This window comes from Shewanella carassii (genome assembly GCF_002777975.1).
Lineage (GTDB): Bacteria > Pseudomonadota > Gammaproteobacteria > Enterobacterales > Shewanellaceae > Shewanella > Shewanella carassii.
Genome location: NZ_NGVS01000033.1, coordinates 324,144 through 337,238, shown reverse-complemented (window position 1 = coordinate 337,238; position 13,095 = coordinate 324,144). Strand labels below are relative to the sequence as shown.

Sequence of the window (13,095 nt, the reverse complement as noted above, 5' to 3'; positions counted from 1 at the left end):
CGGCAATGAGAACTCTTGTAGAGCGGGCTCCCTTCATAACACCTGTGACTTACAAACAGATAGGTGCAACTATTTCAGCGGGACATATTGATGGAGATAACGTTATTGAAGATCTCCTTGTCAAATTGCTGCTCCAGTTGTTGCCGCCAGGGCATGGGACAGACACGCACCAGGAAGAACTGTTCCCGGGAGGTATCTGTCACAAATGCCATGCCGTGTTGCATCAATTCATAGTGGATATCATGGACAAACACCATGGAGAAATTCTGCCTGCCGGTAAGCTGGTTGATATCCTCACGGCTCATGCTAACCCCATGCTCTACCTGCTCGAAACGCTTATAAAGCCAGTCGGCAAACTCTTTGGCACTGACCATAGACATAATCCCATTCCTTATAGAAGTTTGAGTCACTCAAAGCGCTGTCAGCCGTTCGAGTACCAGCGGAATTGGCGAAAGCATAGTGATTCTATGGCGAGTCAGGTGAGGCGGTCATCGACTGGCCATATCCATAAACTATAGTCGAGCCCGGAGTATCGGGGAGATGAATGGCAGCCTGTCTGCGACAGTCGCTGATTTCACTGACAAAGCCTAAATGTAAAAACGCCAAGTAGGCCGTTAAAGATCAGAGCTTGAAAATATTGTCTTTCGAGTCCCGGTCCACCAGTTTGATGAAGGGATCGACCCCGACATAGGCAGGCTTTTCGCTCAGCACAAGTTCAAGATGATTCTCGCCATTCTTGAGCCAGTATTTCTGCAGCGACAACACCTGTTCATCCTGTTTGGGCTTGTCCGGGTAGATCTTAAAGGCGCCAATATCAATCCACTCATCCGGCGGTACCTTCTGCTCGGCGCCCTTCTTTATCATGGGATAAACGTTAAAATCCTGCGGTAGATACCCCAGGTACTGGCGCAATTTTTGCGGCTGTTTGAGTAACCTATACCGTCGAAACTAATGCTGCCGCTATCGGCACTTTGCAATGCGGCTATGGCGCGCATCAAAGAGGATTTGCCTGCATTGCCACCTCAGGAAGGTGCTCAAGGCTGACTTGCCCCAGGCTAAGGCGACTGTCGGCAAGAGGGAAGCTGATGTGTTTAGCCTTGAATTCGATATAAATAAACACAGGTTTTGTACCGGGCAACCGCGACAACATATCATTTGCTTATGATGTTCTTGAGCTTAGTTCGAGTGGCCAAGAGAGCGCCTTAGCTTATTCATCCCCTGCTCCATACTGACGATAACCCTGTAATCCAAGTCGCGCTTGGCGGCTGAGATGTCGTAGTAGTGGCTGCAGGAAAGCTGTTTGGCGACAAAGCGGGTCATCAACGGCTCCTGCTTGATAGCCAGCAGTCGGTATAGTCCTTCAAGCATGGCACCAATGGCGTAGGCCAGAGTGGCCGGTACCCGCTTTTCCACCGCGGGTAAGTTGTCACAGGCAAGAATGCTGTCGAGCATGGCCGCCATAGTAAGGGGCTGATCGTTACTGACAAAATAGGCCTTGCCATTGCAGCGACAAGGTTCGGCCAGCAGGCTCCTGGCCGCGCTCAGGTGGGCAAAGGCGGCATTGTCGATATAGATGGTGTCCACCAACTTATCGTCACGGCCCACCAACTTGAGCCGGCCCTTGCGACCTCGTTCCAGCACGCGGGGCACCAGATGAGGATCGCCAGGCCCCCAAATCAGGTGCGGCCGAATGGCCACTGTCTTCAAGCCGTTTTGGGCAGCGGCCAGCACCAACTCTTCCGCTTCCGACTTGGAGGCGCCGTAATGGTTGAGATAACGCCTGGCGTAGGGAACGGATTCATCGATACCAGCCTCATCCTTGCCATCGAAGGTGACACTCGGCGTGCTGGTATAGACCAGATAACCAATCCCCAATTCACGGGCGCAGGCGATGATGTTTTCGGTCCCCAACACATTGGGGCGAAAATAGCTTGCTCTGCTGCCCCAGACTCCAGCCTTGGAGGCAACGTGAAAGATAAGCTCACAGCCATCGAGGGCTTGTTTCAATGCTTGCTTGTCGCAAATATCGGCGCGCACCATGGTGGCGCCCATGGCCTCGAGCGCCGGATAATGGCCCCTGGCCACCCCCACTACTTGAATACCGGCGGCCAGCAGCGGCCGACATATGGCTTCTCCCAAAAAGCCTCCGGCGCCTGTCACCAACACCCGCTTGACTCGGGTCGCGAGTTCCCGGGCCAGCGCCAACAGCTCGGGATGAAGTTCATCATGCCCTGTCTCTTGTGACAAAGCCGCAGTCTCTTGTAATAAAGCCGCTGGCAAATCCTGCGACGAGGCTATTGACTCAGGTGATTGAGATTGTGGTGCAGATGTGGCCATAGTGGGTTTCTGTCTCTGTTATCTATTTTGGCTTCCAGCCGTTTCCAGCCAACTGTTTTTGCGCCCAAACGGCAAGTTGCTCGCGAAATATCTTGGCATTGTGGCGCACATCCATGGGAAACCCCGGATGCAACATAAAATGCCTGATGCCCCGGGTCAGTGGCTGCTTGTCGGCAAGTTCCTGCAACTCGGTAAACAGCTGTTGCTGCTCGGCTGGCGACAGGGATTGCTCAAGCTCGACGCAGATAAGCGGCGCTTTTTCGGGCACAGTGCTATCAAGAGAAGTGCTATCAAGAAAAGCGCTCTCTTGGACTGTCCCCCCGCCGCCAGGCTTATTCTGCGTCAGTTCAACGCCAACCAGTGCCGAACGTTTAACCTGAGGATGGGTATTGAAAATCCGCTCACAGGGAATAGACAGATAGCGTTTTTGCAGCTCACCGTCCTTAATGACATCCACTCTGTGGGCCTTGCGGCCACACATCCACAAGCGACCCTCGGCATCAAGATAACCGAGATCGCCCATCCGGTGCAGTTGCCGGCCTTCATAGGCAATCTTGGCCTGCTTGTTGGCGCCTTCACGGCGATAGTAGCTTTGGTTGACCACTGCGCCGTCAACGACGATTTCGCCTATCTCCCCCGTCGCCAACTCGAGAGTCGGCGACCAGCTGTCGATGGCCTCTTCACTGATCCCTATGATACTGACCCTTATTCCGGATACCGGCTTACCGACACAGATGCCGCCGCCCTTGTCGGTGATGGCGGCGGTAGCGCCAAGCGCCTTGCTGCCAATCATGGAGACAGGCAGGGATTCGGTAGCACCATAGGAGTTGAGCACTTCGACATCCTCGGCCAACATGGCGGAGAAACGCGCTATCGCCTTGGGGTCGGCCGGCGCACCGGCGGATATCACCCGCTTCAAGCTGTGCAGCTGGCGCCCGTTTCCGCCGCGTCCCAAACGGTCGAGCAAGGCGGGATTCACAAACATATTGCTGCAGGCATAGTGCTCTATGGCGGCAAACAGGTTTTCCGGTCTGGCAATTATCGGTTTGCTGGCATCCATTTCAGGCACAATTGATGCCATCCCCAGCGCCGGACCAAAGAGGGCAAACAGTGGGAAGGTAGACAGATCCCGCTCGCCGGGACGAATGCCATAGTCATTTCGCAGCGCGGTTATCTGCGCCTCAAACATGCCATGGCTGTAGACCACGCCTTTTGGAGTGCCGGTGCTGCCACTGGTAAACAAGATGGCCGCCATCTGCTGCGCGCCTAGCTGTGCCATGGGAAATGTGACTGACTCGGGTGCCCTAGCCAGCAAACGGCTGACACTGCTGCCCCCCCAAGGAGGGTTACGGCCAAGAAAGCCTTCACCTGCCGTCAGCAACAAGCGGATACTGGGTTTGCCCCAACCGAACAGCAATCTGGCCACATGGGCCTTGGGGATCCCGATAAAGGCGTCGGGTTCGGCTTCCGCCAGACACTGCTTGAGCTTGGCGATCCCCATACCTGGGTCCACCATCACAGGGATAATACCCGCCTTGAACAGGGCAAAGGTAAGCACAAAAAACTCTATCCCAGGAGTCACCATAAGCACGGCTTTCATCCCGGGCTTGAAGCCATAGTCGAGCAAGGCCCCGGCAAGCCGATCGCTGTCGCTGTCCAGGGTCTTGAAATCAAGCTCCTGGTAACTGAACTTGCCACCGCGGCGGCGCTGCACTGCAACCGCCAGGTCTTCACTCTGACTAATGGCCGCCTGCTTCAGGTGGCGACACAGGTTGTGCCCCTTGGCAGAGTTTGCCTCTGGGGCCGGTTCATTTGCAGCCGCTTGCGAGTCTTCGGCGGGTGGGAGCATCTCAGTCAGCGCTCCCGGCTGGGGTGATTTCCGCCGATGCATTTTCTTCAGGGTTAGATGCTTGTTCGTCGGCGCTTTGAGCCACGGCTGTTTCAGCGATAAAGCGGCGAATATGGGCTATCACCTCATCACTGGCGTCTTCAAGAATATAATGGCCGCAGTCGGCAAAGGCGTGCAGCTCGGCTTTTGGCAAACGCTGCTGCCAACCTTCAAGGAAGTGCCGGTCAAAGACAAAGTCCTTGAGGCCCCAAAGAATAATGGTCGGCACTTGGGTAAACTGCTGCAAACTGGCATCAATCGACTGCACCAAGTCCCAGTTTCTGTCGCCGGGCTTGAGCGGAATATCCTGTACAAACCTCAAAGTCGAGATTCGATTTTGCCAGGAGTTGAATGGTGCCACATAAGCGCGGCGCACATCCGCAGCCATGGGCGCACGTTTGACGCCTACATAGGAAGCGGCGGACGAGAAAGCATTGAAGCCCCGTACCAGCAGGGTGCCAAGCGCGGTATCGCGGCAGATTTTCAGCGCCAGCGGTAAGGGCTTGCTCTTTGGCAAACCGAAGGCGGCGGTATTGAGCAGCACCAGGCGTTTAATCCGCTCGGGATAGCGGGCGGCATAGCCCATGCCTATCATGCCGCCCCAGTCATGCAGCACCAGTGTGATATTGCTGCGAATATCCAGACTGTCCAGCAGTGCTTCTAGATCGTCGATACGCTGCGCCAGAGTGTAGTCATAGGCATCATCGCCCGGTTTGTCGGACAAGCCGCAGCCGATATGATCCGGCACCACACATTCATATTGGTCGCTTAACGCCTGCACTAGGTTACGGTAGTAAAAAGACCAGCTGGGGTTACCGTGCACCATCACCACGGCATCGGGGCGTCGGCCGTTAATCCCGGCGGTTTTTTCATGCACATAATGCAGTTTGTGGCCGCCGAGCGTGATGAAATGACGCTTGAACGGGAAGAGTGTATCTAGGGTGGCCATTGGCTATCCTGTTGTTAATTTTGGTTATTTAGGCACTATTCTAATGGGCCCTGTCGAATGGGCATTGTCTAAAACCTGTATCAAGGGCTTACCAGCGCAGCCCCAGCATCATGCAGTTGAGCCCAGAGCCTATGCCAAGAAAGCTCACCCGGTCGCCTGCCTGCAAAAAGCCTTCACCATGGGCCAGCGCCGCCGACACAGGCAAAGAGACAGTGCCCATATTGCCAAGGCGGGCAAAGGTGGGAAACTCTTTGTGCTCGGCAATGCCCAGGGCGCCCAGTACTTGCTTACGGTTGGCAGCCCCCACCTGATGACAGATAACCTTATCCACCTGTCCGGCAAGCCACTGGCGCTGATGCAAAAACTGCTCCCAGGTCTGGCGTGCCAGCTCCACCCCCTCCTTCAAAAGGGCAACGGCATCTGTGCGCATTACCTCGCGGTAGAGGCGGTTACCGACCTCGACAAAGCCCCACTGACACATCTGATGATGCTCCGGCGCCGCCAACTGACTGGCACCGAGCAACTGATGCTTGCGGGAGGTGGTAAGCGGCAAGCTGCCATCTGTGAGGATAACGGCCACGGCACCCGAGCCGCCGGTCAGGGTGGCCAGAGACGCCGCAAAGTTTGCCATGCTGGGTTCGGCCAGCATCTGCTCTATGGACGCCTCGACTATCTCCCGGGATGATTCACAGGACACCACCATACCGGCGCGGATCTGCCCCAGCTCAATACGGTTGGCCACATCCAGAATACCGGACAGGACTCCCAGGCAGGCGTTGCTGATATCAAAAACGGCGCAGTCGCGCCCGATACCTATGGCAGAAGCCACAGCACAGGCCGTAGCCGGCTCATGCTGGTCACGGCACACGCCGGTGTAAACCAAGGCGCCAAGCGCTTTGGGATCCAGCCCAGTCTCGGCCAGCGCCTTTTGGGCGGCGCACACTGCGCCTTGGGAAACCTTGAAGCCCTTGGGCCACCAACGACGCTCCTCAATGCCTGTCAGGGCAGCGAGTTGCCCAATGGGGATACGAAACTTTTGATAAAGCGGCGCAAGCCGGGATTCCAACTCGCGGCTGGACACCATTTCCGGCGCCAACTCATAAGCCAGACTATTGATATACACACGGGAATAATTCATGAAAAGCCAATCGCTCTCTCGGGCGCTCTGTGCCCTTGTTATCTTTTGGGGTCGTGATAATTAAGTCTTATGCCCCAGGCTGGCGCCATTTGAACAAGAAATGGCGGGGTATTCAATAAAAACTGCACTCAAGGGGTAATAGCACGGATCTTCCGCCACTCGATGGGCATCATCGTCCCTTAGGTCAAAGTCGCTTCAGTCACCCATATCCGGTAACCAGGCATGGATCAAGGCGTTGCGCGGCGTGGTGGCCTGTTCGCAAAAGGCGCCGAGCTGCACCCGGTAACCGGCCTCCAACAGGAAACACACCCTATCAAGCAGCAGATACCGTTCAATAACCGGCCGAAACAGATGTGCCGCCAAGTCAATACGGGCGGTTAATCTGCGCCTTTGCTCCCCCAAGTGCTGATAGGCGGCAAAATCCACCGCTTCAGGCAATAGCACTCCCTTTTGCGCCGCGGCCCAAAGACAGAACTCCTTAAAGTTGCCGGACAGCTGACTCTGCCGCACCGCAGGCAGTGGCAGATAAGTGTCCCGAGCGCGCACTTCACGCTGCAGACTATCAAATCCGAGCCGCCAACTGACCTCTTTGAGCCTGTCGGCGCGCGCCTTTTGATTGGCAATAACACTGTGATTAAGCGGCAGTTGCAGCGCCGCCTTATCCAATCGCAGCACCTGCTCTTGGGCACCTAGACTCAAGGGGGTGATATCGCCGGAGGGCAAGAGGTGATAACAACAAGGGGAAACCGAGACCACGGCGGTACCACTTGCAACCGCGCGGCGCAGCAGCGTCAGGTGCAGCTCACCGCAGGCATGCAGCGCAATGGCATGCTGTTTGGGCTTAAGATAACAAGGCTCGGCAACAAAGGCATCGGCGCAGACAAATTGCTGCGGCAAGTTACGTTTTTTTGCCGCTAGCTCGCCGGCTTCACACAAAGATGCTTGCCACTCCAGGCTCAATACCGCCTTGCCGCTCAAGGCGCTGAGCAGGCGCCCGAGATGCCCTTTCCCGGCGCACCACTCCAATAAAGGAAAGGGGTTGTTATGGGTGGCTATGGTATTGGCAAAGCGGCTTATCTGCTGCCATTTTCGGCCCTTGATACCGGCGCTGAGCCGAGCCTCAGTTGCCGCGCAGAGCTTAGGTTGGTCGTTATCCTTTTCAGGTACCGGATAATCAAAGAGCTGCCAGGCAAAGTGTCTCTTATCCCACAGGGCCAATTCCTGCTCGCTCAAATCTGCAGCCAAGGCCGGCCAAAGGGTTGCCAACAACAATGACTGACTGGCATCGACAGTCTCGAGCGCATCGTCATCCAGTGCCCAAAGCGCTGCGGCCAGCTTGGCAAAACGCTGCTGCCAGGGAAGCTTTTGGTGCTCGAAACTCCTGACACTCCAAAGCGCGCGGCTTGAGAGCAACAATTGACTGAGCTGTCGAAGCTCTGCTTTCACCTCGGGCAAACTGCAATCAACTGCCGTCAGCCGGGTTCCAACCCTGCCGACCACTGGCTCGGCTTGCCGGGGGGAGTTCTGTTGGCAGTCACACATTTTACTGGCCCGATTAACTTAAAAGGGTCGCATTATAGCCCCTGGCTGCCTTTGAGGAAAATAGCGACCCAAAGTAGCAAACAGGGGACAACACCTTTGCGCAAGCTGGGGTTGAGTCTCCCGCTTACTGAGAGCTTTACAGCCAAGGGAGGAAACCAGCCGTAAAGACAAATTCACATAACAAATTGATTAAAAATGGATAATTATTTCAATAAACTATGCCTAAAGCCCGAGTCATCATTTTTCCTAGCGGCCTGGCAACGAAAGCTGCCACCGTTTTCAGGTATAAATCCGCTCAAAGCTGTTACCTTTGCACCTGCCACAATAGACTGGTGCATTCAAGCTGACAAAACAATCAAACGATATGGTCGAGTGAAATCGGTCGAGCGAAATCAATCGCGCCAATTCGCGGCGCTACCCTCCGCCGCTGAACAGAATACAGAATATTGATAAGAAGGATGTTGAATGCTCCAATCTCCCTGCGTGGCGCGCTGCGGCCTCAATGAAGACGACTTTTGTATGGGTTGCCTGCGCCATATAGATGAAATCGTCAATTGGAGCCGTTGCCCGGATGAAGAGAAACGCGCCATTATTGCCCAACTCCCGGAGCGAAAACACACCTTTTCGGGCATGGAAAACAGCGGCATTATCAGTAGAGCCAAATACCTTGAGGCAGAGGCCAGGCTTGGGCATAGCGACAAGAGCAATGCAAGCAAAAAAGAGTGATATAGCTTAAGCGTTTAAGGCAACCCAGCCTTTAATAAAGAAAAAGACCGCGATTGCGGTCTTTTTTGGGTTTATGGGTCACTCAGTCATTACTGCGCTGAGTCGGCAGAGCCATTTCCGTTATGGGAATGGTGAGTTTCAGTCAAACGACGCATCAGCGGCAATACCGCCAGTGCGATAAAGGTACAAACCAGCGCCGCTATACCCAACTTGTTGAACAAGCCGGTGTAGATAGGCAGAGTCTCAAGCGGATCTGTGATGTTCTTCGGCACACTGGCGAAGTTGGCCACCACACCACCCAGATACTGAGAGATGCCCGAGGCGACAAAGTAAGCCCCCATCATAAAGCCACCCATGCGCTCAGGTACGTAACGGGCTATCATCGCCAAGCCCAAACCACTGACCAGCAGCTCACCGAGTGAGTAAGCGCCGTAACCCCAGATCATCACCCAGGAAGAGGTCTTGCCATCAACGGCGAACATGCCGGCGAAGCTGTAGATGAAGAAACCCAGTGCCACTACAGCAAAGCCCAGTGCGAACTTGGCGGCGATGGAAATATCCTTGTTGTTACGTCCGGCAGAGGCATAAACCCAGGCCAGCACAGGACTGAGCAACATGATCCAGATAGGGTTCAAGGCCTGGAACTGCGCTGGTGACCAGGTCCACAGATCGACACCGAACGCCTGGAAGTTCCAGTCAACGTTACGCAGGGCAAACAGCGCCAGCGAGGTAGACATCTGTTGGTAGAAAATAAAGAAGAAAACGGTTTGGATAGTGAGCACCGCGGCGGCAATCAAACCGGCCCGCTCACTAACATCACTGTTTTTAATCAAATAGATAAAGATACCGAGTACAGCAACACCTGCGGTGTAAACAAAGGCGCGGGCCACATCTTCATATTCAAGGATAAAGGCCGAAGCTACTACAGAAAGCGCCGCCAGACCGAGCACCGTAAACAGTTTATTCATTTCCACCGGACGGGTATCCGGCTCCGAGCCATAGTTGGCCAGGGTTTTGTGCATTATGGCGTAGTTACCCAGGCCTACCAACAGGCCCACACAGCAGACGGCAAAGGCCGCGTGCCAACCGAACTCGTTGCCATAGTTGGCATTGACGTAATCTTTAATCCAGGGAGTCAACAACATGGAGAAGGTGGAACCTACGTTCACCGCCATGTAGTAAATAGTAAAGGCGCTATCTATCTTGGAGTCGTCCCCTTCATAGATTTTGCGCACTAGGTTACCGGCGTTGGGTTTGAACAAACCGTTACCAACAACGATTACCCCCAGAGCCGAAAACAGGAACCAGGTGTTTTCAGTTGGTACTGTCATCAAGGCATAACCCAATGACAGAATACCGGCACCGAGCAGCATGGTGCGCTTGGTACCGAGTATTTTATCCCCGACCCAGCCACCAATCGCCGGCGACACATAAATCAATGCGGCACAGGCACTCCATACCAGGTTGGCGCGACTGTCCTCAAACCCAAGACGCTGTACCATGAAGTACACGATAAGCGCCTGCATACCGTAATAACCGAAACGTTCCCATAACTCGATAAGTGACACAGTCATAAATGAATGCGTCTTGCTTACCTTAGGAGACCCTAATGTCATTTTGCTTGCTTCCATCTTGATTTGAAATAATTGTCAGACGAGTATAAAACTGCGCGCCGCACAATCCAACGCAAACTCTGGGGCAAAACACACTTTGTCGCAATTCTTCCACTCAGCTCAAATTCCATTGACCAATTTTTCAGCAAAACATTTATTATCAGTGATGGAAAACGGAGCAAACCCAGCTGCAACAAGGGTTTACATTAGTCAATGGTAATTTTTGTCAGTATTAAAAGCACAGATAAGCCAAGGTTAGAATCGCTTTTATCAACGCCTTTGAGATTAAAAAACCGCCCTTTGATGGACGGTTTTTTCGGTCTCAGTTATTGAGGTCTTTTGAAGTTCCCCGAGAAAGAGGTCGTCAATCTTTGGCCGCCATTCTCGCCTTGAGATCGGCAAAAGGATTGAAGGTGGCCGGCGCCTGTTTGGCCTCACTGGTGTCGCCGTACTGCACCAGCTCTTCAAACCTCGAATGCTCGTTGTCATGACAGTAGAGACACAACAGCTCCCAGTTGGAGCCATCTGAGGGGTTGTTGTCGTGATTGTGATCTCTGTGATGCACAGTCAGCTCGCGTAGGTTCTTGTGGGTAAACTCCCTGGCACAGCGACCACAGACCCAGGGATAAAGTTTGAGAGCCTGCTCCCGATAACCCTTTTCACGACTCGCCTGATACTCACGGGCCTGTGCCAGCACCCGATCCAATTTACTCTGTTCTGCCATCTTTCTTTTCCGGTGAACGGGCCCTTAAGGGCCCTCTACATATTCTGCGCTGGACAGATGCAGATAGTGCAGGTGTTTCTCATATTGAGTCACCACATCTGCCTGGATCTGCTCTTCCGTATAACCCATCACATCATAATACTGTCCACCGTGTTCGAGAAAGACTTCAACCCGGAAGTAGTTATTTTGTGATTCATCCTCACCTTCTTCCTGAGTCTGATGGGTCACAGGCAGCGTAAAGGCGCGGATCCGCAAACCATAGACAAAAGTCTGCCCCTCTTCATTTTCGATAACCAACCTCACCCTGTCTTCATCGTATTGGAGATCGGCATTGATACCGCGGGACAAGAAGCCCTGAGAAACCTTGGACAGCGCCGGCGTTGCCACGTTGTCGACAAAGTGCCGCGCCTGTTCATAGGAGGGATGCGACACCAGCACATCTATCCTGTCTTCCCAAGACACGCTGGTTCTGGCGTACTGCACGCTGGTGGTATGTAGCTGCACGCTGTTGATTTTGAGCCAATCATCCTGCAGCGCCTTGAACAGGCCAAAGCAGATAAGCAGCATCACCAACAAGAACGGCATGGCACTGGCAATCGCTGCCGTTTGCAGCGCCTGCAAGCCACCGGCGAGCAGCAGCACAGAGGCAACCACACCTTGCATCAGGGCCCAGAAGATCCGCTGCCATACAGGCGCATCGGCATCGCCGCCTGAGGTCAGGTTATCGATCACCAAAGAGCCTGAGTCCGACGAAGTCACAAAGAAGGTTACCACCAGACACACGGCGATGACTGATAGCAAACTGGAAAGCGGCAAGTGCTCGAAGAAAGTAAACAGGGCGACCGACACATCGGTGGAAACTGCAGTAGCCAGATATTCGGCGCCGTGATTCATGATGGCATCAATTGCCGAGTTACCGAAAACTGTCATCCACAGGAAGGTGAACCCACTGGGAACAAACAAAATCCCTACCAGAAACTCTCGAATGGTGCGGCCACGGGAGACCCGGGCGATAAAGGTACCGACAAAAGGTGACCAGGAGATCCACCAGCCCCAATAGAGCAGAGTCCAGCCACCGAGCCAGTCATTCTTCTGCTCGTAGGCGTAGAGGTTAAAGGTCTTGCTCACCAGCTCACTCAAATAGCTGCCGGTGTTTTGCACGAAAGACTGCAGCAGAGCGACTGTTGGCCCAAACAGCAACACTATCATCATCAGCACAAAAGCCAGCCCGAGGTTAAGCTCACTTAAACGCTTCACCCCTTTATCCAGGCCGGAAAACACAGAGCCGGTGGCGATAAGAGTAATACCTATGATCAGTGCCACCTGCACAGTGCTGCTAATAGGGAAAGAATCACCCAACAGATAGTTGAGTCCCGAGTTAACCTGCAATACCCCGAAACCCAATGAGGTAGCCACACCAAACATGGTACCCAACACCGCAAAGGTGTCGACGCAGTGACCTATGGGGCCATAAATACGTTCACCAATCAGAGGATAGAGGGCACTTCGTGGCAACAGCGGCAACTTATGCCGATAGCTGAAATAGGCCAGACTCAGGGCGACTACCGCATAGATGGCCCAGGCGTGAATCCCCCAGTGGAAGAAGGTGATCTTCATCGCCTCTTTGGCGGCTTCAACTGTCTGGGGATCCGCATCCGGCGGCGCCAGATAGTGCATCACAGGCTCACCGACCCCAAAGAACATCAAGCCTATGCCCATACCGGCGGAGAACAGCATGGCAATCCAGCTCTTGTAGCTGTAATCCGGCTCGGCATGATCCGGCCCAAGCTTGATATCACCGAAGCGACTCACCATCACAAAGATGATAAATACCAGAAAAATGGCCACGCCCATGATGTAGAGCCAGCCGGCCTTCAGCTCCAGCCAGGACTGAGCTGACTTAAATAGCTCCTGCGCCTCATTCGGCCAGACGGCACACACCAACACCATGAAGGCGATACAGATTACTGACGAAAAAAACACCGGAGGATTAATACTCGACTTAATCAAATTTTGCGCTCCTTTTAACGGATAAAACGACGCAACCTACGGCAAGCTCATCAAGACCACTGAACTCGGCCGGGGACAACGTTTATCCAAAGCCACACCAAAAGCTTATAGGATATTTATGTGCAGCGTGTGACACCCTTCCGCGGACAAGCTCTCGGCTTGATGAAA

The 13,095-nt window shown here is 53.9% G+C and carries 10 protein-coding genes and 1 pseudogene; 1 reads left to right on the top strand and 10 read right to left on the bottom strand.

What is annotated here, in order from left to right; translation table 11 throughout:
- Window positions 1-74: 74 nt before the first annotated feature.
- From CBE72_RS17690 to CBE72_RS17660, 7 genes and pseudogenes are all read right to left on the bottom strand, one after another.
- A complete protein-coding gene (locus CBE72_RS17690) occupies window positions 75-380 on the bottom strand; it encodes a hypothetical protein (RefSeq protein WP_025009827.1) in 306 nt (101 codons plus the stop codon).
- Window positions 381-858: 478 nt separating this feature from the next.
- Window positions 859-1,013 (bottom strand): annotated as a pseudogene (locus CBE72_RS17685) (ATP-binding cassette domain-containing protein); the annotation flags it as partial.
- Window positions 1,014-1,176: 163 nt separating this feature from the next.
- A complete protein-coding gene (gene oleD, locus CBE72_RS17680; RefSeq protein ID WP_373289256.1) occupies window positions 1,177-2,247 on the bottom strand; it encodes a 2-alkyl-3-oxoalkanoate reductase in 1,071 nt (356 codons plus the stop codon).
- A 112-nt stretch (window positions 2,248-2,359) separates the two neighbouring features.
- On the bottom strand, window positions 2,360-4,186 hold the full coding sequence (gene oleC / locus CBE72_RS17675; protein ID WP_100145420.1) for an olefin beta-lactone synthetase: 1,827 nt from the start codon (window positions 4,184-4,186) through the stop codon (window positions 2,360-2,362).
- 1 nt (window position 4,187) lies between these two features.
- On the bottom strand, window positions 4,188-5,174 hold the full coding sequence (locus tag CBE72_RS17670) for an alpha/beta fold hydrolase (RefSeq protein WP_100145418.1): 987 nt from the start codon (window positions 5,172-5,174) through the stop codon (window positions 4,188-4,190).
- A gap of 88 nt (window positions 5,175-5,262) precedes the next feature.
- On the bottom strand, window positions 5,263-6,312 hold the full coding sequence (locus CBE72_RS17665; RefSeq protein ID WP_100145416.1) for a 3-oxoacyl-ACP synthase III: 1,050 nt from the start codon (window positions 6,310-6,312) through the stop codon (window positions 5,263-5,265).
- A 195-nt stretch (window positions 6,313-6,507) separates the two neighbouring features.
- Window positions 6,508-7,854, bottom strand: a complete 1,347-nt coding sequence (locus CBE72_RS17660; protein ID WP_100145414.1) for a class I SAM-dependent methyltransferase — start codon at window positions 7,852-7,854, stop codon at window positions 6,508-6,510.
- 465 nt (window positions 7,855-8,319) lie between these two features.
- On the opposite strand from CBE72_RS17660, the gene CBE72_RS17655 reads away from it, so the two are divergent.
- Window positions 8,320-8,580, top strand: coding sequence for a DUF1289 domain-containing protein (locus CBE72_RS17655; protein WP_100145412.1), 261 nt, complete (start codon window positions 8,320-8,322; stop codon window positions 8,578-8,580).
- An 89-nt stretch (window positions 8,581-8,669) separates the two neighbouring features.
- On the opposite strand, the gene CBE72_RS17650 is transcribed toward CBE72_RS17655, so the two are convergent.
- From CBE72_RS17650 to CBE72_RS17640, 3 genes are all read right to left on the bottom strand, one after another.
- Window positions 8,670-10,196 (bottom strand): peptide MFS transporter, encoded by a 1,527-nt coding sequence (locus tag CBE72_RS17650; RefSeq protein ID WP_100145410.1) that lies wholly within the window; start codon window positions 10,194-10,196, stop codon window positions 8,670-8,672.
- Between the two features lie 361 nt (window positions 10,197-10,557).
- A complete protein-coding gene (locus CBE72_RS17645) occupies window positions 10,558-10,917 on the bottom strand; it encodes a YajD family HNH nuclease (RefSeq protein WP_025009816.1) in 360 nt (119 codons plus the stop codon).
- Between the two features lie 24 nt (window positions 10,918-10,941).
- Window positions 10,942-12,927, bottom strand: a complete 1,986-nt coding sequence (locus CBE72_RS17640; protein WP_221049453.1) for a BCCT family transporter — start codon at window positions 12,925-12,927, stop codon at window positions 10,942-10,944.
- Window positions 12,928-13,095: the final 168 nt, after the last annotated feature.

What these genes read in the sequence shown, in the direction of transcription:
- CBE72_RS17690 (WP_025009827.1), bottom strand. Translation starts at nt 380, where the DNA reads ATGTCTATGGTCAGTGCCAAAGAGTTTGCCGACTGGCTTTATAAGCGT.
- oleC (WP_100145420.1), bottom strand. Translation starts at nt 4,186, where the DNA reads ATGCTCCCACCCGCCGAAGACTCGCAAGCGGCTGCAAATGAACCGGCC.
- CBE72_RS17670 (WP_100145418.1), bottom strand. Translation starts at nt 5,174, where the DNA reads ATGGCCACCCTAGATACACTCTTCCCGTTCAAGCGTCATTTCATCACG.
- CBE72_RS17665 (WP_100145416.1), bottom strand. Translation starts at nt 6,312, where the DNA reads ATGAATTATTCCCGTGTGTATATCAATAGTCTGGCTTATGAGTTGGCG.
- CBE72_RS17660 (WP_100145414.1), bottom strand. Translation starts at nt 7,854, where the DNA reads ATGTGTGACTGCCAACAGAACTCCCCCCGGCAAGCCGAGCCAGTGGTC.
- CBE72_RS17655 (WP_100145412.1), top strand. Translation starts at nt 8,320, where the DNA reads ATGCTCCAATCTCCCTGCGTGGCGCGCTGCGGCCTCAATGAAGACGAC.
- CBE72_RS17650 (WP_100145410.1), bottom strand. Translation starts at nt 10,196, where the DNA reads ATGACATTAGGGTCTCCTAAGGTAAGCAAGACGCATTCATTTATGACT.
- CBE72_RS17645 (WP_025009816.1), bottom strand. Translation starts at nt 10,917, where the DNA reads ATGGCAGAACAGAGTAAATTGGATCGGGTGCTGGCACAGGCCCGTGAG.